Below are 21,695 nucleotides of genomic sequence, written 5' to 3'. Positions count from 1 at the left end.
GGTATTGACGGAGAACAAACTTGCCGCATTAAAGCAGCAGGAACGGGATGCCAGACGGCGCCTGATTCTGGATGCGGCCCGGGAACTTTTTGCCGAAAAGGACTTCAGAAGCGTCACGGTGCGCGAAATCGCCCGGGCCGCCGAAATCAGCATCGGTACGATCTACAATTACTATGAAAATTTGACCGAGCTGTTTCTGGATGTGTTTTTAAAAAGCGCAGACGACCTGCTGGCCCGGATTGATCGGCCGGCGGCCGGCGCCGGGCACCCTTTAAATGACTTGTGCCGCCTGTATATTGATTTTTTGCAGGAGAACATGGCCTTCTACCAGATGATGGGACACTTCATGCTAGGGGGTAATCTGTCCGAAACGGGCACCGAAAAATTAAACCAAAAGATGCGGGCCCTGATGGACCGCATTGAAGCCGCTGTGAAGGCCGCAGACCACAGGTCCGATTCCCGGATGATCGCCCATGCCCTATTTTCCGCCTTAAACGGCATCATGATCACCTATGCCCGCTATCCCGGGCGCAATGCCGATGACATCAGCCGGCATACCCGAAGACTGGCAGAATTGATAGGACATGTGTTTAAAACATATGCCGCAGTTTGAGCCTTTATTTGATGGACTCGTAAAAAGTCGATTCTGGGACGGCAAAGAAAAAAGTTCAAGATCGCGGCGCGCAAATCCCGAGGAATGCAGCGTACTGACTCGTACGTGAAATTCCGAGGGATGCAGCGCAACAAAGATATTGGACTTTTTGCGAAGCCGTCTTTATTTATTTTGCAAACGCGACGCGCGCCGTGCTAAATTTTAACAGTTCCATAAAATATTGTTGATGGCAGAAAAAGCGCAAGCTCAGTATGGCGCAAACATAAATATGAGGGCTCCGCCGATGAAACGAACCCTGTCTTTTTTGCCGGTACTTTTACTTGCTTTAAGTCTCACAGCCGCCTGCATGCACGTGCCTGACAACACCCTGCCCCTTGACCAGCGCTCCATGGTGATTGACTCGCCGGCAGATGCCGACCGGATTCTTTCCAAGGCCCGGATGGTTGAGAGCGATGATCCGGCGCTTAATCACATCAAAGTGCTTTACCTGTCCGGCACCCCCTATGAAATGGGCTTTCAGCACGGCCGCTTGAACTATGCGGGGGTGCGCGCCAATGTCAAACACATCGTCGGCCTGGCGAAGTACTATGCGCAGGAAGACATTATGGACGAAGTCTATGATTTGATATCCCCCTATATTCCGCTCGAAGAAAAGGAAGAGATGCGGGGCCTGGCCCATGGCGCAAACCTGCCCCTGCGCGTGATTCACTGGCTGCACTGCATTCCGGAGGTATCTGAATTCGGCCCCAAGGAGCGTTTGTCCAAAAAGTTTGAATCCACCTTCTGCAGCAATATCGCCGCATTCGGTAAGGCCACCGCAGACGGCGAACTTTACCAGATGCGCGTGCTGGACTGGATCCGGCAGCTCGGTGCCCACAAGCATCCGGTTATCCTGGTGCATCAGCCGGATCAGGGCAATGCCTCGGCCACGTTTTCTTTTGCCGGTTTTATCGGCTGTGTCTCCGGAATCAATGAAAAGCATATGGCCTTTGGCGAGATGGGCTATGGTGATCCTGAAAACGAGCGGCTGGACGGAATCCCGTTTGTGTTTCTTTTTCGCAAACTGATGCGCGAGGCAGACACCCTGGCTGAAGCCACGGATATGATCCAATCCGCCCGGCGCACCTGCTCCTATGTGTATATGATAAGCGATGCCAAGGCCACGACCGGTGCGGGCAAGGCGAGCCTTTTTGTCACTGACCCCTCCCGGGTTTTAATATTTAAGGAAAATATGCGCCTGGTGGACGAACGCAACCCAGAGGACATCTATCCGGCCATTGATGATGTGGTCTATGGGGGCGCCAAGCCTGAAGTCCTGTATGACCAGCTGACCGCCCATTACGGCCGTATCGATGTCGATCGGCTAAAGGATATAGCCAAGCCGGCCGCGCTTAAGGGCAATATGCAGAACGTGATCTTTAAGCCCCAGACCCTTGAAACCTGGGTGTCTTATGCGGCCGCCAGTCAAAAGGGCAAGGAAGGCCGGGCCTGCAACCAGAAATGGTTTTATTTTAATTTCGGCAGCGCCCTTGATTGATTCCGCCAAACCGCTTTTCATAAAATGCGGTGGCCATCTCCTTGATATAGGGGATCATGGGGTAGGCGGTGATATGGCCGGACAGGATGGTAATGAGCTCCGGCTTCCCGATCTTTTGCCATAACAGACGGCCCTTTTGGTAGGGCATGGCCGTATCAAACCGGCCGAGGATCATCATAATATTTGCCGCATCCATGAACTCCGCGTAAATCATGGGGTCGCATTCCACCCGGGCCTTCAGCTCCTGGTAGAGTTCCTCCCGGGTGATTTGGTGTTCTTTCATGTAGGCGTTTCGCTTCCGCTTAACGCCCGGCTCGCTGGAATAGGTGAGAATATAGGGGATATCCCCGGCCACCAGGCCAAGCACAGCCGCACCCACCCGCTCATCTAAGGCGGTTAATAGCGACGCCTTGATCGAGCCCATGCTGACGCCAAAGAGCCCGATGCGCTCCGCATCCAGTTCAGGCTGTTTCTCCACCCAATCAAGCACCAGCTTATGATCAATCACGATCTGCTTTAGCGTCTGGTCCACATTTTTAATACCCAGATTTTTTTTATACGATTTCTGCCGGTACACCAGCAGGGTGCCATAGCCTGCTTCCGCAAAATGGACGGCAAACGTCCGGGTAATGCTGTATCTGCCCCCCAAAATAGGAAGCACCACAATCACCGGCGTTTTTTCGCCGTGATTGGGCTTATAGTACTCCATTGTGATCCGGTGCGGCTGATTGAACGGGCCCTGCGCGGTTTCAAACGAAATCTTTTGGATTTCATAGCGGGGATTGGCTTTAATGGATTGCGTCTCATAGGGCCCGGCATACGGGGTATATGCATAGGTTTTCCGAATCGATTCCGGAAGCGGCGTCGGCCCGGCATAATCGGCATTAAAGTCGCGGTGATGGGCGCACCCGCCAATGATTGTCAAGAGAACCAGGGCCGCGGCCGCCAGAAAAAACGGTCGGCGAGCCAATAGGTAAGGATATGAATGGGAGTTCATGGAAAATGCCTCATCTCTGGAATAAGCCATTTAAGCCCAATAACTTTTTTATAGATTATATTGAACCTACAGGAAAAGTCAAACAGGCGCCAAACAGCACCCGGGCAAATTTGTTCTGTCTTTTCTTAGGCAGGCACGGTGGCCTGCCCTACGGCCACATGCGTCGTAGAGTCGGCCACCGTGCCGACTAATTGTCCGTTAACAGGACCGTGGTTATGGGTTTTGCGGTTAGAACAAATTAGCCGTGCAGACAGCACCCCCGCATTTGGGCGAAATATTGGCTGCGGGCGGCTGCCTGCGGCTTAGCCGGGCTTTCTCCGGCACCCGAAAATTTGACAGATATAGGCAGCCCGGCTATTTTTAATTTAAAAATTTGGAACGCTCAATTTAGGTCTGTCATATTGGTGAGGAGGCGGTCATGAGCCATCAGGCGAAACAGATTGAACGTAAAGTTGTTATTGTCGGCGCCGGGGCCGTGGGGGCGACCTTCGCCTATGCACTGGCCCAAAACGGCATTGCCGGCGAAATTGTGCTGGTCGATCAGAATCAGGATCTGGCGGACGGCCAGGCCCTGGATCTGGCCCATGGGCAGCCCTATTTTCCCATCGTTAATATCCGGAGAGGTACAGAAGAGGACTATGCCGATGCCCGGGTGATCGTCATTACCGCCGGGGCCAAGCAGGAGCCCGGCGAAAACCGGCTGAGCCTGGTCCAGAAGAATGCGGGCATTATTGAGTCCATTGTTGACGATATTACCAGCCGCCATTCACATGCCGTTCTGATAATGGTCAGCAACCCGGTGGATGTGCTGACCCAGATCGCTTTAAAGCGCTCCGGCCTGGCCCGCGGCCGGGTGATCGGTTCCGGTACGGTGCTTGACAGCTCCCGGCTGCGTTATCTGTTAAGCCGGCACTGCGACATCAGCACCCATAACGTGCATGCCTATATGCTGGGCGAACACGGGGACAGCGAATTCGCCGCGTGGTCCATGACCCATATCGGCGGCATCCAGATAGACGAGTACTGCCCGATCTGCCGAAAATGCCAGGACTGGATGGGCGGGCGCACCCATATCGAACAAACCGTCCGGGATTCCGCCTATCATATTATCGACTATAAAGGCGCCACCTACTTTGCCGTGGGCCTGGCATTGGTCAGAATTGTAGAGTCTATCATGCGGAACCAGAAAAGCGTGCATACGGTTTCCACCTATCTGGAGGGCGAATATGGCCTCCACGACGTCTGCCTGAGCGTGCCCGCGATCGTCGCCCAGAACGGGGTCGAGCGCATTATTGACAGCAAACTGCCGGATAGCGAAAAAGAGGCGCTCCACAACTCGGCCGCCATCATTAAACAATCCATAGCAGACCTGGGAAAAAGCCGGGAGTGATGAAAAACTAAGCGACATGTCCAAAATCCTGCGGCTGATCCTGGGCGATCAGCTAAACTATCAGCACTCCTGGTTCCGGCATCCGGATCCCGCCATCACCTTCTGCCTGATGGAGGTTCGCGAAGAAGCCACCTATGCCACGCATCATGTACAGAAAATCCTTGCCTTCTTCAGCGCCATGCGGGCCTTTCGGGACGAACTGGAAAACAAGGGGCATCGGGTCATCTATTACCCCCTTGATGACCCGGAGAATCGGCAGAATATCTGCCAAAATATCGAGCACCTAATTGCTGCCCAACAATTCGAGCGCTTCGAATATATGCAGCCGGATGAATACCGGCTGGACGAGGCCCTGCGCGCACTTTGCCGGAAACTGTCCGTACCCGCGGCAATTGCTGATACCGAGCACTTCCTCACCCCGCGCCTGTTTGTGGGGAACTTTTTTGCCGGCAGAAAAACCTACCGGATGGAATCGCTTTACCGGGAGATGCGAAAAAAGCTGGGTATCCTCATGGAGACCGATAAAAAGCCGGTGGGCGGCCGCTGGAACTTTGACGTGGAAAACCGGAAGAAATATGACGGGAAAACGCCGGTTCCTGCCGCCAAAACCTTTGACCGCGATGTGAGCAGCCTTTATCAGCTTTTAACATCCCAGGCCATCCCGAGCATCGGAGCGGTGGATGCCAAGCATTTCCCCTGGCCGGCCACCCGGGACGAGAGTCTTAAGATGCTGGATGATTTTCTTGAAAACGGGCTGCCTTATTTCGGCACCTTTCAGGACGCCATGGATACCCGGCATCCCTATCTTTTTCATTCCCGGCTGTCCTTTGCGTTAAACACCAAAATGCTCTCACCGTTAGAGGTGGTCAATCAAAGCCTCGCCTACTGGGCGCACCACCCGGCGGCGATCACCCTGCCCCAAATCGAAGGGTTTATCCGCCAGATTATCGGCTGGCGCGAATACATGCGCGGCGTTTACTGGGCCCGAATGCCGGCTTATAAAACCCTGAACTATTTCGGCCACGACCGGCCGTTGCCGGATTTTTACTGGACCGGTGAGACCGGCATGGCCTGCATGCGGGATGCGATCACCAATTCCTTAACAAACGCCTATGCCCATCATATTCAACGGCTCATGGTCACCGGGAGTTTCGCCCTTTTGGCCGGCGTTCACCCGGATGCGGTGGATGAGTGGTATCTGGGCATCTACATCGATGCCGTCGAATGGGTGGAAATTACCAATACGCGCGGCATGAGCCAGTTTGCAGACGGCGGTATCGTCGGGACCAAGCCCTATGCCGGCTCCGCCAACTATATCAATAAAATGAGTAATTACTGCAAAAACTGCGATTATGCGGCCAAGGAAAAAACCGGGGAGCGCGCCTGCCCGTTTAATTCGCTCTATTGGCATTTCTATGAGCGCCACCGGGACAAACTCGGCCAAAACCCCAGAATCGGCATGGCCTACCGGCTGCTTGATAAAATGACCAAAACCGGGAAAAACCGGATTCTCGATCAGGCGGAACATTATCTCACGCACCTGAACGATTTGTAAGTCAATTTCATTAACCTTAACATTCCGCCCCTGTCATTTCGAGGAACGGCAGTGACGAGAAATCTTATAAAAAATCATGCAATGACAAGATTTCTCGCTGCCGCTCGAAATGACAACCGAGCCGATTTTCGCTCTTAAGTTAATGGCATTGACCTGTAAGTCAGTATTCAGCGAATATTTCCCGAAAAAAACCGTTTAATTAAAGCCCCATGGGCGGCTGATCCTTGGGATAGGCCACGGTAAAGCCCATATCAATGGTTTCTGAAGCCCGGGGCTTAACCGTCACCTGCCACATCATGACGCCGGACTGATCCTGGTAGTCTTTTTTATCGGGCTCTGGATCAAAGGCCATGTCTTCCACTTTAATTTTATCTGTCTTGGCCACCGGCACCTGATCCAGCAGATGCATCCGGATGGGTTCGTCCTTTCGATTTTCAACGGTGATCCGGTAGTTTAGTTCGCGCACCACCATGCTGCGCTCAAATTTGCCGAGAAAAGTCTCATCCAAATGGTCGCCCACTTTTTCCCGGCGCACCTGAACCGCCCGGTCCGCCCCAAGGGCAAGCATGAACCGGCTTTCCCGGGACTCCGGATTGAACCGGGTCTTTCCCATATAATGACCGCCAAAATAAACATGCATGGGGCCGGCCAGCATTTCCTGATCCGGCTTGGCCTCGCAGACCAGATAGGCCCGGTCGTTGATGCGGGGTACGCAATAGTAATAAAACTTTCCGGAAAGCGCCTTGGTATAAAGCGGCAGCAGGGTCTCCTTCTGCCGGGAAGGGACAGAAACCGGCCGTGAGAGCTCATATTCAAAGGCAATGCCGGCCTCCTTTTTCCGGGCGGCGGCATATTCGGCGGCATCTGCTGATGGTGCCGCCTTTTCGGCCATTTCAGCCTGGGGCTGCGCCCGCATCAGCTTGCCAACCGTTTGCCGGCCGCTTGCCCGGGGGGCCTCTTGCCTGGCCCGCGGCAGATCAATCCACCAGGTGGACAGGGATGGCAGGCTCACCCCTTTCAGCGGGACCGCATTGGAGATGGAAAGGGCCACATTTGACCAGTCCCCGCCGGTCTTTTGAACAATCCGGGCATTCATGGTCAGGTCAATATCGCCTTTCTCCTGGGGCACGGAAACCCGGTAAACCGGGGACCAGTAAGCATTATGGGCCACATAATCGGCCAGAATCCGGACCTGCTGTTTTTCCGCCGAGTCAAAAACCACTTCAATCACTTTTTGCTTATCCTCCCCGGGCTTTCTCAGATCATTCAACTTTCGCCGCACCAGGCGGATATCCTTATCAATCCCTTCAATTTCCCGATCGAATTCGGACATGCGCCGATACACCTCATGGTACCGATCCCCCAACAACTCAAATGTCGCAATGAGGGCTTCCGGATCGAGCATCCGGGTTTCCAGCTCCCGGGGCACCTGGGTCTGGGAGAATTCAGCCACCGCATCAAGAAAGGTTTCCTGGCGGGCGGCCGCATTTTTGCGATTCAGCACCGCCTGCTTGTCCTTGCTTAAGCTTTCAATTTTGTTTTCGAGTTCGCGGATTTTTTCCTGGGGCGGCTCAGGCAATGGAACGGTTTGAATCTGGACGGAGATGATCTTTCCCTTACCGAACACCTTGGCCGTGGCAGATGGGGCGTCAATGGAGAAGGCTTCAATGGGCAGCGCAAGGGTATTGACGCCGGATTCAACACCAATTTTCGCCTCACGCTGAACCAGGGCCTGATCCGGGTAAAGCGTTACTGCGGAAATTTGCGACTGAACTAAAGTGTTTGCCTGAACCGGAATGGATGATAAAAAAAGCATTGGCACAAGAAGCTTAAGTATTCGTTTCATGGGGCACCTCCGATAGATAACTTGATTAGAAACACATTGGATATCCAGTGACATCCAAATCCAGTCCGTCAAAAACCGAGGCCGGCCGCGCCTGGCAGATCATCGGCTGCCTGTGCGTTTTCGCCTCCGCATTTTTTTTCTATATGGCCACGGCCGTGATCCGATGGGCCCGGGATGCGGTGGTGATCGATCCGTCATTTTTCGCGTTTGCCCGCTTTTTGCTCGGATTTTTCATCATCTGCGGCCTGCTCCTTATCCGGAGGCAGAAGCTTAAACCCCGGCGATACGATCTTTTAATCGGCCGGACCCTGTTTAACTGCCTGGCCGTCTTCTGCTTCTACCAGGCGGTGGCCCTGACCTCCCTGGCGGAAGGCAACATTTTGAACATGACCTACCCGATATTTCTGGCAGTGCTGTCCTGGCTGTTTTTAAAGTTTCAGCGCGATGTCACGGAAATATTTATGGTGGTGCTGGCCTTTGCCGGCGTCTGGCTGATACTCTCCCCGGCCCGGCTGAACCCGGACATCAACAACCTCTGGGGGCTGGCCTCGGGCATTTGTGCGGCAGCGGCCATCATCTACCTGAACATGAGCCGCCAACACCATGACTCGGAAACCGTGCTGTTCTATATGTTCGGCCTGGGCACCCTGTTCATGTATCTGCTTTTTCACGACAGTATTTTTGTGCCAAACGCCGAACAGGCCCGGTATCTTTTTATCTGCGCGCTTTTCGGCGTGGGCGGGCAGTATCTGCTTACACTGGGATTGCGCTATGTCACCGCCCTTGAAGGCGGTATTATCTCTTCTTCGCGAATTCTCATGGCAGCCGTACTGGGCCCCTGGGTGGCCGCGGATCCGCCGCTGACCGCCGCGGGATGGATCGGCGCGCTGCTCATCTTTATCAGCAATATTTATCTCACCTACCGAAAAACAAAGAATAGTCGATGATGGTCTCGGCTATTTTTTCAGGCGGGCCTAATTCTTCCATCCGCTCTTCTCCACCTGGTTTGAATCAATTGTTTGCCTGCCTGCTGCTATCTGCTTAACAATGTTTTGGCCCAAAAACGGCCGCCAGATTCATAGTAGCCTATCCCACCGCCTTTTTTCCATAAAAGAATCATTTTTTTATCAATCCGGCCCCGGACCCGGCCTTAAGCGAAAAGCGGAATTTGGCCGGGATCACTAATAATATTAAGGAAAAAGGCGAATTCGAGACTCATATTTTTATTGACACAAATGCCTCTTATCTGGTTAGAGAAATGGATTAAACCAATCATAAATATTCACATTGCTGCCATAGATTAGCCAATCGATTGCAGCCGGATAAGGGGGAATCATGAGAAACAGCCGAAAGCTATGCCGGGCCATTTTTTTATTTGCGATTATTGCCGCCTTGGGCATCCTGCAGGTCGCCCCTGCGGCGGCGGACGTCGCGGTTGAAGAGATTACACCGGTTTATGTGGAAAAAGGGAGCACCAATTATACAATTACCGTTCGGGCCATTGTCACCAATAAGGGTGAAGACGGCAACGTGCTCATCGATGTGGCGGCAGTGGATGAAGAGGGATTTCAGTTAAAAACCTTCAAGCTGAGCGGCTATATTGAAAAGGGCGAAAAAAAGTTACTGATCGACCGGGTTGACATGGAAAAATCGGTTTATAATCAAATCACCGACTGGGAATGGATTAAATAGCCGCCCTTCTATCGCCCGAATTGTTTGAACACACGCATTATTTTTCTGCCGGCCGGGTATCGCGCCCTGCCGGCAGATTTGTTATCTGCCGGCGGCTATTTAATGACCCGCAAATGCCCCATTTTTCTTAGTCGCCGCCACAATTCCCGCACAATCAGCATGGCCGCGCCATCCGCATCCAGGTTCGGTTTACCGGCATAGGTTCGGCAGGCATCGATCAGCTTCTGATTGCCGGCGCTCAGCCCGAACTGCTGCCGTATGCCCCCACCCAGAGAAATCCCTGCCTCGGATAGCTGGTCATCCGGCATGCTGGCAATCTTCGCCTTAATTTTGGGCGACAGCTGTTCTATCAGGGCATCCAGCGCCTCTTTCACGGTGATGGGAAAAATCTGGCCCCTATCTTCCCCGCTGCCCAGCTCATGGGGGCGATTGGCAAAATCCGGCATGGCATCCGAGATAACGCTTACATAAAAAACCGTTTCAAGGATTTTAAAAACCGACTGATAAATCTCCGGGTCCTTGCTCGCCCGTGACCCGGCGACATTCAGAATCTGGATATCATGCTCGGCAATCCAGTCATTGATATCGATGGCCGCATCAAAGGCCAGCATATGGCTGAAATCGATATGAAGGAATGGTTTTTGATGCTTTTCCGCATAATCCCGCGTCAACCGGGAGCCGCCGTTTAATTGCCCGTGAGAAAATATCAGTGTGCCATCCGAATCCATGACATTTTTCTCGGTGCGTTCCTGATAACCGCCGTCCGCCATTTCCCAGACCGCATACTGATCTGACAGTATCCCGTCCTCTGCCTTCCGGCCGGCCGGCACCCATCCCCCATAGGGGATTTCATATGCAATGGCAAAATCCAGGGCGGCCCGGTCCGCGCCGGTCTGCGCCCCTGAAATAATTTTTTTAACCCGCATCATGCAATCACATCCTCTGTTGATACCCGATAATAAATATTGCTACCTAAACCTAAATTGAGGCGGCAGTCTAAATAACAATCCTTTTGAGCTCAAGAACATTTTTAAGTACGCTTTAATAAGCGCAAATCGCACAGCGCACGATAGAGATGCCCAAGCCCGATAAAAATTGATAAATCCATTAATGCGGTTATTTTTTATAATACCTCAATTCAGGTAATAATTTAACTGCCAGATTCAAAAAATAAAGGAATTGATATACTGATATGAACCAAATTCATACGCCCCTGCCATCCACCCGGGTCCTCTGGGGGATTGGGTCATTCCAGGCGCTGGCCATGTTTCGGCGCGGCCTGTTTTACGCCTATTTGTCCATCTACCTGCGCTATTTTCTTGGGCTTTCGGTCACCGGCACCACCCTGTTTGCCACGCTTCCCATGATATTTAACATCCTCTCGCAGACCTTTATCTGGGGCCGGTTCTCAGATGCGAGGCAGCTGCGGCGGACACTGATCCTCTGGGGAGAGGCCACCGGCGCCCTGGGCACGGTTCTGGTATGGGTGGCCCATATTCTTACCCCCGGACCCCGGCTCTCCGGTTTGGTGATTATCCTCGGCCTCACAGTGGTTGAAATCTTCTGGTCCATGAGCAACATCGGCTGGAGCGCCCTGATTTCGGATTTATTTCCGGAGCGGAAACGAAACCAGGTACTGGGCCATCTGACCAGTATCGGCGGACTGGGGCGGCTGGTCGGCATCTGGATTGGCGGCATGCTCTATGACGGACTTGAAAAAATGTATGACGGCTGGGGATTTCATTCGGGGACCCTCTTTTTTATTGCCGCCGGGGTGATGCTGATCTCTATGATTCCGGTATTTTCGCTGCCGGAGGGGGGCATTCGGAAGCCGGAGGCCGCGGCAGGGGATTGCGATGCCCAATGTCAGGCCGCATCAATCCGGCTTTTCTGGATCTTTCTGATCGCCATGGTGTTTATCAATTTCGGCAGAAACGGGGTAATGATCATCCAGTCCCAATACCTTTTTCTGGATACCGGATTTGCGGTTTCAAGCAAAATGCTCTCCTACATTTTTAATACTGAAACCGTCGCCCTGATTATTTTCGGGCTGTTTGCCGGCCGCATCGGCCGCTGGGTGGGAAACGGCCGCGCCATCTTGCTCGGTGCGGCGGCGGCGATTATATACCTCGTGCTGTTTGCCCTGGCCAACCGGCTTTCCCTGATTTTTCTGGCAAGCTTTTTCCGGGGCGCTGCGGATGTGATCATCCTGGCCGCCTCCTATGCCATGGCCTCGATTTTGATCCCGCCCGAGCGGCGCGGCCGGCTTTTCGGTTTTTTCAATGCCACGCTGTTTCTCTCCTGGGGTGTGGCCGGCACCTGTGTGGCCGGGCCCATCGTGGACCTGATGCTCTATTTGGGCGTGGACCAGGTCACAGCCTACCGCTCCGCCTACCTCTCAGGGCTTTTCATGGTGCTTGTGGGCCTATCCATACAGGCGGTCCTTGTCTACATGCTTCTTCCCCGGGCAGGGGTTTCCCGTAATATATTGCGGGGAAGTTAGCCCTATTTTAAAAAGTTTTGATATATTTCTCCTAATTTGGCATAGTCGGTCCGACCAAAAGTGATAGACTCGTAAAAAGTCGATTCTGGGACGGCAAAGAAAAAAGTTCAAGATCGCGGCGCGCAAATCCCGAGGAATGCAGCGTACTTAATCGTACGTGAAATTCCGGGGGATGCAGCGCAACAAAAATATTGGACTTGTTGCAAAGCCGTCAAATAAATTAAGCATTCCGGCAAGGATCATTGGCCCAATGAATCACTTCATCGGTTTCTGCATCAGACGGCCCTTTACCGTTTTCTCTATCCTTGCCGCCCTCACCCTCCTGCTTGCCCCCGGCCTGCTTCGACTGGAGATCGATAATTCAATCGAAACGATCATGCCGCAAAATGACCCCAAATATAAATACTACAACCATATTAAAGACATATACGGGGATAACGGTCAGTTTATCGTCATGGCCGTCTCAGCCGATGATCTTTTCAGCCATGCCACACTGGAAAGCTTCGATTGCCTGATCACGGACATCGAGGCGTTTCAGGATTTTCACCCGAATAAAGAAAAAGCGCGCTTAGTCAGGTTCATGGGCATGCTTGACCGGGAATCCATCCGCACCAGTGACCTTTTTTCCCAATTTGCCGATGATCCGGCATTCCAACGCACACTTCGCCGTAAGGTAAACGATTTATTCGGCTCAAAAGAGACCCTCTCTAAAAGAAATTTAAACCGCCTAAAAAAAGAACTCCGAAAGGTATATGAAATCAAGCGGCAGGAGCTGGTTGATGAGATCATGTCTCCGCTGACCGCCCAGGACATCCGGGGCGAGATGGATGTCCTGGAGGTATATAATCTCATTGAAACCGACCGGGCGGGCAGACGTATCATCCCGGAAACGCCGGCGGAGATACGCCGGTTCAAACAGCGCCTGATGCGGAACCCGCCATTTGCAGAAATGTTGTATGCGCGGGATTCGGCGACCGGCGAGATATCGGATTACGGGGTTCTCATAAAATTTAAAAACCGGGATCCTCACCGGGATGCGGCTACCCGGGAGCTTATATCGATTTTTGATAGCTATTCGGATCTGTCGCTCACTTACACCGGCATGCCGGTGATCCATGTCTGGGCGTATAATTTCATCCGCATGGATTTTGCCACCCTGGTGCCAATGGTCATGCTGGTGGTCATGGCCGTTTTTTATTTTAACTTCCGCTCGATCCGCGGGGTCTGCCTGCCCATGCTCTCTCTTGCCATGGCGGAGATCTGGGTGCTCGGCCTGATGGGATATCTGGGGTTTAAAATAACGGTTATGGCCTCGTCGCTGCCGACGCTGATGATTGCCGTGGGCAGCTCCTATGCCATTCATATCCTGAATCAGTATTACAACGATTTTGATTTCATCAGCCAGAAAGGGAAACAAAAAGGGCTTTTCATCGCCATGACCCATATTTCCCTGACGGTTCTGCTGACCGGCATCACTACGTTCATCGCGTTTGCCACGCTGAGCACCAGCCAGCTTTCGGCTGTCCGTGAATGGGGCATATTTTCAGGTATCGGCGCCATGTTCGCCGTATTTTCGGCAAGCGCCCTGATTCCGGCCAGCCTTGCGGTCATGCCGCACCAGCGGCCCCGCTACATGAAAAGAAAGTACACCGCGATCAAACAACACAAAACCCTGGTGGATCGATTCATTCGTCTGATGGTCCGGTGGGTTAACCATCATTACCGGCTGACCGTGGTTATCGCTGCGATTGTTCTGATCATCTGCATCAGCGGGTTCGTGCACCTTGAGGTGGATACCGCGCATGTCAGCTATTTTAAGAAAGATTCCGACGTTCGTAAAAGCGTTGATGAAATCGGGGAAAAATTCGGCGGCGGCTGGGGGTTTGACATTATCATCGACTCGGGCGAGCCCAACGGAGTGAAATCGCCGGAATTTCTGAAATTTATCGAAGAGTTCCGGCAGTGGCTGGAAAGCGGGGAAAATGCGGATCTGCATATCGGCCGCACCGACTCATTCACTGATATTATCAAAACCATGCACATGGCCATGAACAACGATGATCCGGAGGCTTACAAAATTCCGGAAAACAAGCTGGACATCTATGACTACATCGAAATCTATGCCGGCGAGGACAGTGATTCAGACGGCCGCTATGATGCGTTTGAGCCGTTTGTGGATTTTAACTACCAGCAGGTGAATTTACTGGCCCGGCTCTGCCGGAAAGAAGGCCAGTTGATCGGCACCACGGAGGTGGGCCGGATCGTTGAAAAGATGCGGGGATATCTGGAGACGCACATCCCGCCAGGGGCGAGCTTTAACATCAGCGGTTTTCCGGTGATAGAGGTTCAGGTCTCCCACTACCTGGTCATGGGCCAGATTCAGACCCTGGTGCTTTCCCTGATAGTGGTCGACCTGATCTCCATCCTGTTGTTTCAGCGCATGGCGGCCGGGCTGCTGGCCCTTATCCCCATGGGTGTAGCCGTACTGATCAATTTCGGCATTATGGGGTGGGCAGGCATCGCGCTGGACATGACCACGTCGGTGATCGCCGCGGTGGCCATCGGTATCGGTATCGACGATACCATTCATTTTATGAACAAATTCCGGCATAACCGCAGCCGCGGCTATTCGATTGAGGAATCCATTGAACTGACACTGCAGGTGGCCGGAAAAGCGATTATTTTCACCTCGCTTGCCCTGATTTTCGGTTTCCTGGTGTTTCTGCGATCCCAGTTCATCCCCATCAACCTGCTGGGCATCCTTCTGGCCATCACCATGATCGCCGCGACTTTCGGTGCCCTGCTGGTTTTGCCGGCCTTTATCCAGGCCACAAAACCCAACCTCAGCCCCCCGGCCCAGACCAACTGGTTTACCAGAAACCTCAACCTGAGCCGCTGGTTCGGACTGGATGAAGTGGAGTAAAGCCTCTCCTAAAAATAGTTTTTAATCCCACTGCAAAATATCCGTATCGTATATCTCTTCGATTTTCCGCTTGTGCCGGAGCTCTTCCCCGGCCAGAAATTCAAATACCCTGGCCGTCTTCTCGTTGCTGCACCGGTCCTGCCAGGCCACGTAAAAGGCGTGGGCTTTTTCCTCTTTTTTCATGGCCATGGCCAGCGCCGCCTGGTAGTTGATAGTCGGAGTAAATTTTACATCCACCATAAAATCGCTCAGCCGGAGATCCTCGACTGCTGGGGATGAAAATTCACCCTCCCCGCTTAAATCCTGCTCCACCAAAAGACTGCGGTGGCGCTCTTCTTCATCCGCCATTTCCTGAAAAAATTCCTTGATCCCTTTTTTTTGCGCTTTTTCCGCGCACTGACGGTAAAAATCCCGGGCCTTTTCCTCGCGGTCGATGGCAAAGGCCACCACGTCCTGCATTGAACGGCAGGCGATCTCGGTCATGCGAACCTCCCCGTAGACGAGTTATAGTCGTTTGATTTTTCTGGAACTTTTGATCCGGTCGGACATCAGTTTGGCACATGTCGGACAGTACTGATGCGGCTCCTTGACATGCGGATGATCCTCTGTCCGTTCCTCCACCCGGGACAGGAACTTCCGGGTGGCAAACATGCGGCCGCAGGCCTCGCACTTAACCAGATCGCTTTGCCCGATGACCGTATCCCGGATGTAGATGGTCCGCTTGTCGTCCTTGTCCTCCATGCGGATCGCCCCGGTGGGACATAGATTGACACAGGTACCGCATCCGATGCAGTTATCACCGGGCACGGGCACGACATCATCGAGTTCATCCATGGTCAGGGCCCCAACGCCCACGATCTCATTGCAGGCCCGAATGCAAAGATGGCAGCGAATACAGTCATCCGGCACTTCGCCCAAATCCACATTAAACTTCTCCGCCAACTGATGGAGCTTTTTGGATTCCGGCGCGTACCGGGCCAGTTTTCTGAATGCCCGGGTCCGGGATTTCTGTACCCGTTCGGTCTCGGTTTGCACCTCCATGCCATCTTTGGGCTTAAGAATACACGAAGACATGAGCCGCGGCTTTTTCTCCGGCATGATCACTTCAACCACGCACAGCTTGCAGGCGCCGGCCGGACTCAACGCGGGATGGTAGCAAAGCGCCGGGACTTCAATTCCAAGCGATCGAATAGCTTCCAAAACATTCGTATCCGCCGGAGCCTCGACCGGCGTCCCGTTAATCGTGATATTTGGCATAAACCCCGTGCTCCTTCTGTAAAATACACCCACCCGCCTTTAAAAATTGGCCCGAAACAGCGGCCCAATGACTTGATCGGCCGGGCTAACCGCTTTGACCGATGACCCGCAGACAATCCTGCGGAAACCGGTGCGTGCCTTTTTCATCCAGGCTGACCTCGATCAGCGCATCCGGATCATTTTTGCTGGTATCCGGATCCGTAATAATGCCATGCATGCCGATAAACTCGTCCATATAGGCTTCCCAGCTCTCATCATCGGAACGCTGATAGATCTCCACTTTCTGTCCCTGGCGAAAGACCATAGATCAATCCTTTCATTTTCAAACTGAGTTACCGCCGCTCCTTGGGCGGCACAATCTCCGCATGCACCTGGCCGCTGTCCCGCCGGGCGCAGTCCAGACAGATCCGTTTGCCCACCAGTGAGGGGCTGATCTCCTTGACCCGACGCATAATATAGTCATGATACCGGGCCGGTCCCAGCACCGCCCCGCATATCTCGCAGTATTCCAGCTTCAACCGGTTCAAAACCGTGCCGCAAAGCGAAAGCACCCTTTCACTATTTTCGTCCGTCATCTGCATGGCGCCGGTCGGGCAGTTGGTGGCGCATGCGCCGCATGCAATACAGCGCTCGGCCGCAATTTTCAAATCCGTGGGCCCGGGATTGTCAAAATCCATATATCCAAGCTGCAGGGCTTCAACCCCCATCTTATCCCGGCAGATTTCAACGCATCGGCCGCAGCGGATGCACACATCGCAGCGCAGACACCGCTTGGCCTCATTATGGGCTTGAACATCGGCCATGCCGAGACGCACCTGCTGAAAGGTGATGCGCCGGCGTTCATTTCCGAGCAAGGCCATCTCCGGCCGCTTTAAATCCATTTTAAGGGAGGCGGGTACGGTGAAATACTCGCTCCGGCCGCGGCGTACCGGAACCGGCGGCAGTTCCGGCTGCGGCATGCCTTCAAAATATCGGTGAATGGCATAAGCCGCCTTCTTTCCGCCGGCAATCGCCTCCACCACTGTAGCCGGGCCGGTCACCGCATCGCCCACAGCAAAAACGCCGGGCTGATGGGTCTGCATACTCACGGTATTTACCCGCAGGGTATTGCGGCGGGTCCAATCCACTTCATTGAAATCGTCGAGACCAAGGCTGTCCACCTCCTGACCGATGGCCGGGATCACAACATCCACCGGCAGCTCATGCTCGCTTCCCTCCACCGGCACCGGCCGCTGACGGCCGGACTCATCCGGTTCGCTAAGCTCCGCCCTTACGCATTGGATGCCGGTGACATGGCCGTTCTCGCCGAGGACCGCCTTGGGAATGGTCAAATAGGAGAATTGAATGCCCTCTTCCTCGGCCTCGATCACCTCTTCGCTATGGGCCGGCATTTGGTCATGGGTCCGGCGGTAAAGGATGGTCACTTCCTCGCATCCAAGCCGAAGCGAGGTCCGGGCCGCATCAATGGCTACATTGCCGCCGCCGACCACCGCCACCCGTTTGCCCGGCCGCCGATGGTCACCCAGGCTGACGCGGCGCAAAAAATCCACTGCGGATATGACTTCCGGATAATTCTCCTCCCCGGAAATCATCAGCCTATAGGACCCGTGCGCGCCCACGGCGATCAGATAAGCCTCAAACCCTTCGGCTTCCAGATCCTCACGTGTAACGTCCTCTCCCAGCCGGGTATTGAGCCGAATTTCTACGCCCAGTTCCTCGATCATATTGACCTCCCGGTCAATAACTTCCCGGGGAAGGCGATACCGGGGAATACCCACCATCATCATCCCGCCGACCACCGGCAGCGCCTCAAGCACTGTCACCTGGTAGCCTTTGAGGGCGAGATAATACGAGGCTGTCAAACCGCCGGGGCCGGCGCCGATGATACATACCTTATGCCCGTTATCCGGCATTTTCGAAGGATTGGTATATTCCCTGGCAGACATGGCTTTTTCCGCCGTAAATCCCTTTAAATCCATAATCGCAATCGGGCTGTCCATGCGGCCCCGCACACACATGAATTCGCAGGGATGCGTGCAAACCAGTCCGCAAACCCAGGGGAACGGGTTATCCCTCCGGATCACCTCGATGGCCTCCGCATACCGGCCCTGGCCGATCAGCATAATGTAGGTTGGAATATCAATGCCGGCCGGACAGGCCATCTGGCAGGGCGCCGGTGTCAGCATCGGGCAGTCGCCGGTGGGACAGGTGTGGGTCTGGATATGGCTTTCAAACACCTCGCGGTCCGCCTGCACCCGGCTGCGTATCTCCTCTCCCAATCGCCCGCATGCCGGGGGCATACTTTCAGATATCATATGATCGGTCAGCTCAAAGATGCTGGCAAGATGGGCGTCACCGGCCCGGCCCTGGGAGATGTCATAGATCAGATCAAAAACTTCCGAGGCGATTTGCTGGCAGCGGGGATGGGCCAATTCTCTGGATTGGAGCTTCTCCTTGAGCCAGTCATGGATGGTTCTAACTTTACAGCTCTTCTCACGCATTAATATGCCTCATAACAAAAATTTCTAGTTCTCCTGGGCCCTGGCCTTGGCATAGCGCTCACGCCGAACCTCCGGGATTTCATCCGGAGTGCCGAAATAAAGGCACTGGGTTGGGCATACGGTGACACAGGCAGGCTTGAGCCCTGCTTCTATGCGATCATGGCACAAGTCGCATTTGACGGCTTTCCCGGTTTCCGGATTCCACTGCGGCGCCCCCCAGGGGCAGGCGGAGATACAGGTCTTACAGCCCACGCATAAATCCGGATCCACGGTGACGATGCCGTCTTCGCTCCGCTGGTGCATCGCGCCGGTTGGACAGGCGGCCACACACCAGGGATTTTCGCAATGAAAACAGGGCATAAAGGTAAAAGCGGTCCGCGGCTGTTCACCCACCCATTGCGGTCCAACGGTTACCACCAGGCATGGATGGGGACCGCGGGGCAGCCCCTGGCGGCTTTTACATGCCACTACACAGGCCATGCAGCCAATGCATTTTTTCTGATCCTGAAACAAGAAGAATTTACTCATTGTCTTTCACTCCATCATCGGCTTCCCAAAAAAAACTTCAGATATAAGGTGTAAGGTATAAGGTTTAAGGTTTAAGGTTTAAGGTTTAAGGCTTTTCTCCGGCATTTCGCACCGAAACAATGGTTTCATGAAGCGCCGGGCTGCCGCCAATCATATCGGTGACATTTCGCATCAGAAGACTGTCAGACACCCCCTTTTGATACGACCGCTCCGCCCTGGGTACCTCATGGCCGAAACCGTGGAGCATGAACACGCAATCCGGATGAATCATCTCGGTCACCCTGGCCTGAATCCGGCCGCTGGCGTTCTCGGATGCGACCTCCACCGTATCATTATCCTTGATCCCCAGTTCTTCAGCCCTGGCTGCATTGATCCAAAGCGAATTATGCGGCACCAGTTCATTCAGATATAGATTATTCTGGGTGGAGATATGGGTATGCTGGGCGCAGCGCCCCACCACCAATCGGAAGTCCGCTCCATTCTCCGGACGGCTCATGGACTGGTAGGCAGGAAATGACGGATAGCCGGCCTCTTCGAGCAAACTGGAGACCAGTTCAATCTTTCCGGACGGCGTCTTGAATTTAATGCCCGTTTTCCGGTCCCATAAAAGCTTTTGATCCGTATACGCCACAAACCCTTTTTCCTTAAAATCCGCCCTTTCAAAGCCGGTCGGGGCAAGCTGCCAGTCCACCAGTTCCTCCATGGTGGTATATGGAAAATATTCTCCAAGCCCCATGCGTTCGGCAAGCTGCTGGAGAATCACCGGGCCGGGGCGGGTGTCATAGCGCGGACTCACCGCCTGCTGCCGCAGAAAAATCTGGGGCTTCGGTCCATTGGCCTGCTGCGGACTGTCCATTCGCTCCAGGTAGGTGGATTCCGGCAGGATCACATCCGAATACCAGGCGATTTCACTGTAATTGATATCAATGCTGACGATGAGATCAAGCGCATCCAGCGCCTGCCGGGTATAGTTGGTGTCCGGAATGGAACTCAACGGATCAAACCGATAGGCAAACAGCGCCTTTAACGGATAAGGGTCTTCGTTCAAAATCGCCTGGGGCATCATTTGCGCCACCCCGTGATTGGGGTCCGGGGTGGGAAAATCCGGGGTGCCCACCTTATCAAACCGGATATCCGAAGGCTTCGGCAGATCCTGGTCCGTTAGTTTGCGCACCGGCTTGCCTCCGGCTTCGGCCGGCCCCTTCTTAAAGAACATCCCGCCCGGGGTTTCAATGCTGCCCATCAGGGCATTCAGGATAAAAATGGAGCGGCGGAAGTAAATCTCATTTTCATGGCTGGCGCAGCGATAGCCGCAGTGAAAAATGACATGGGGTTTCTGGCTGGCAAGCTCCCGGGCGAAATCCACAATCTCCGCCGCCGGAATACCGGTCTCGCCTTCCGCCCAGTCCGGCGTATAGGGCTTGACAAAACCGCACAGGGCATCAAAGCCGCTCACCCATTTATCTACGTAATCCCCGTCATATAGAGATTCATTGATAATCACATGCATGAGCGCATAATTTAACGCCAGATCCGTGCCCGGCCGGATCATCCAGTACCGGTGCGCCTTGGTTGCCGTCACAGTCACCCGGGGATCGATATAGGTGAGCCGGGCGCCTTTTTCCATCGCCTCACTGAACTGCCGGACCGGCTTTACCTGGATGGATTCAAAAATATTCCGGCCATACAGCACCAAATGCTTAGTGTTGGCATAATCCATGCCGATCTGGCCGTCCGTATACCCCAGAAGCGACCGGCAGGCGGTATTAAGCGAGCCCTTGCAGAGGGCGTCATGGGTAAAGTGGTTGGGCGAACCAATCGCCCGCAGAAAGGTTTTGCTGACATGGGTGCTCAACTGGGTGCGCTCGCCAAGTAAAACGCTTCGGCCGCCATACGCATCCGTAATCTGTTTGAGCTTGTCGGCAATATAATCATAGGCTTCATGCCACGAGACCTGGCGCCACTGGCCGGAGCCCCGGGGCCCGCTGCGGATCATGGGCGACTGAACCCGCTGGGTATCATTGACAAGCGAAATGCCGGCAACCCCCCGCGGACAGATGCTGTCGCCAATCCCCGGAACATGGGAATTTCCCTGAATAAACTGAACCTGTCCATTATCGACTGTCACCTTGATGGGACAGCGGACCGAACACATGAAACATAAGCTGTAAACCTGCTCCTGCATGGTGTCTTTCTCCTGCGTCCTATGACCAAAGCGGACCGGCATCGGCCAGGCCTTGCCTTGGCGTCATTATAAATTACCTAAATTAAGCGTTTCAGATTATTAAAAACATGATTCCATAAAGGATTCTATCAATTTATATTTAAAGATCTGAAACCCTCCGGGATTTCC

General features: G+C 53.8%; 17 protein-coding genes. 8 read left to right on the top strand and 9 right to left on the bottom strand.

Annotated features, from left to right (window positions below; translation table 11 throughout):
- Window positions 1-4: 4 nt before the first annotated feature.
- On the top strand, window positions 5-613 hold the full coding sequence (locus U5L07_12975) for a TetR/AcrR family transcriptional regulator (protein MDZ7832660.1): 609 nt from the start codon (window positions 5-7) through the stop codon (window positions 611-613).
- Window positions 614-896: 283 nt separating this feature from the next.
- Window positions 897-2,150, top strand: a complete 1,254-nt coding sequence (locus U5L07_12970; GenBank protein ID MDZ7832659.1) for a C45 family peptidase — start codon at window positions 897-899, stop codon at window positions 2,148-2,150.
- On the opposite strand, the gene U5L07_12965 is transcribed toward U5L07_12970, so the two are convergent.
- Window positions 2,125-3,147 carry a dienelactone hydrolase family protein gene (locus tag U5L07_12965; protein MDZ7832658.1) on the bottom strand — a complete coding sequence of 341 codons (1,023 nt, stop codon included), beginning with the start codon at window positions 3,145-3,147 and terminating at the stop codon, window positions 2,125-2,127. The two genes, U5L07_12970 and U5L07_12965, sit on opposite strands and share 26 nt — an antisense overlap.
- A gap of 418 nt (window positions 3,148-3,565) precedes the next feature.
- Between U5L07_12965 and U5L07_12960 the strand changes: the two genes are divergently transcribed.
- Entirely contained in the window at window positions 3,566-4,537 is a 972-nt protein-coding gene (locus U5L07_12960; GenBank protein MDZ7832657.1) for an L-lactate dehydrogenase, read from the top strand.
- A gap of 16 nt (window positions 4,538-4,553) precedes the next feature.
- Complete coding sequence (locus U5L07_12955; GenBank protein MDZ7832656.1) at window positions 4,554-6,092, top strand: cryptochrome/photolyase family protein; 1,539 nt, start codon at window positions 4,554-4,556, stop codon at window positions 6,090-6,092.
- Window positions 6,093-6,291: 199 nt separating this feature from the next.
- On the opposite strand, the gene U5L07_12950 is transcribed toward U5L07_12955, so the two are convergent.
- Complete coding sequence (locus U5L07_12950; protein ID MDZ7832655.1) at window positions 6,292-7,938, bottom strand: DUF4139 domain-containing protein; 1,647 nt, start codon at window positions 7,936-7,938, stop codon at window positions 6,292-6,294.
- Window positions 7,939-7,985: 47 nt separating this feature from the next.
- On the opposite strand from U5L07_12950, the gene U5L07_12945 reads away from it, so the two are divergent.
- Together U5L07_12945 and U5L07_12940 are read left to right on the top strand one after the other, a co-directional pair.
- On the top strand, window positions 7,986-8,885 hold the full coding sequence (locus tag U5L07_12945; GenBank protein ID MDZ7832654.1) for a DMT family transporter: 900 nt from the start codon (window positions 7,986-7,988) through the stop codon (window positions 8,883-8,885).
- Between the two features lie 388 nt (window positions 8,886-9,273).
- A complete protein-coding gene (locus tag U5L07_12940; GenBank protein ID MDZ7832653.1) occupies window positions 9,274-9,630 on the top strand; it encodes a hypothetical protein in 357 nt (118 codons plus the stop codon).
- A gap of 95 nt (window positions 9,631-9,725) precedes the next feature.
- Here U5L07_12940 and U5L07_12935 read toward each other — a convergent pair whose 3' ends face one another.
- The gene (locus tag U5L07_12935; GenBank protein ID MDZ7832652.1) at window positions 9,726-10,559 is read right to left on the bottom strand and encodes a putative molybdenum carrier protein; all 834 of its coding nucleotides are present in this window, start codon (window positions 10,557-10,559) and stop codon (window positions 9,726-9,728) included.
- Between the two features lie 263 nt (window positions 10,560-10,822).
- Between U5L07_12935 and U5L07_12930 the strand changes: the two genes are divergently transcribed.
- On the top strand, window positions 10,823-12,133 hold the full coding sequence (locus U5L07_12930) for an MFS transporter (protein ID MDZ7832651.1): 1,311 nt from the start codon (window positions 10,823-10,825) through the stop codon (window positions 12,131-12,133).
- 250 nt (window positions 12,134-12,383) lie between these two features.
- Window positions 12,384-15,056 (top strand): MMPL family transporter, encoded by a 2,673-nt coding sequence (locus U5L07_12925; protein MDZ7832650.1) that lies wholly within the window; start codon window positions 12,384-12,386, stop codon window positions 15,054-15,056.
- A 21-nt stretch (window positions 15,057-15,077) separates the two neighbouring features.
- Here the strand turns inward: U5L07_12925 and U5L07_12920 are convergent, their stop codons facing one another.
- The 6 genes from U5L07_12920 to U5L07_12895 form a co-directional block, all read right to left on the bottom strand.
- Complete coding sequence (locus tag U5L07_12920) at window positions 15,078-15,539, bottom strand: ferritin family protein (protein ID MDZ7832649.1); 462 nt, start codon at window positions 15,537-15,539, stop codon at window positions 15,078-15,080.
- A 21-nt stretch (window positions 15,540-15,560) separates the two neighbouring features.
- Window positions 15,561-16,313: a 2Fe-2S iron-sulfur cluster-binding protein gene (locus U5L07_12915; protein ID MDZ7832648.1), complete on the bottom strand. Its 753-nt coding sequence runs from the start codon at window positions 16,311-16,313 to the stop codon at window positions 15,561-15,563.
- Window positions 16,314-16,398: 85 nt separating this feature from the next.
- Window positions 16,399-16,617, bottom strand: a complete 219-nt coding sequence (locus U5L07_12910; GenBank protein ID MDZ7832647.1) for a hypothetical protein — start codon at window positions 16,615-16,617, stop codon at window positions 16,399-16,401.
- A gap of 28 nt (window positions 16,618-16,645) precedes the next feature.
- Complete coding sequence (locus U5L07_12905; protein MDZ7832646.1) at window positions 16,646-18,814, bottom strand: NAD(P)-binding protein; 2,169 nt, start codon at window positions 18,812-18,814, stop codon at window positions 16,646-16,648.
- 24 nt (window positions 18,815-18,838) lie between these two features.
- Window positions 18,839-19,342, bottom strand: coding sequence for a 4Fe-4S dicluster domain-containing protein (locus U5L07_12900; GenBank protein ID MDZ7832645.1), 504 nt, complete (start codon window positions 19,340-19,342; stop codon window positions 18,839-18,841).
- 85 nt (window positions 19,343-19,427) lie between these two features.
- Window positions 19,428-21,527 (bottom strand): molybdopterin-dependent oxidoreductase, encoded by a 2,100-nt coding sequence (locus U5L07_12895; GenBank protein ID MDZ7832644.1) that lies wholly within the window; start codon window positions 21,525-21,527, stop codon window positions 19,428-19,430.
- Window positions 21,528-21,695 lie beyond the last annotated feature (168 nt).

It is taken from the genome of Desulfobacterales bacterium (assembly GCA_034520365.1).
Lineage (GTDB): Bacteria > Desulfobacterota > Desulfobacteria > Desulfobacterales > Desulfosalsimonadaceae > M55B175.
This window is presented reverse-complemented; position numbering and strand designations above follow the sequence as displayed.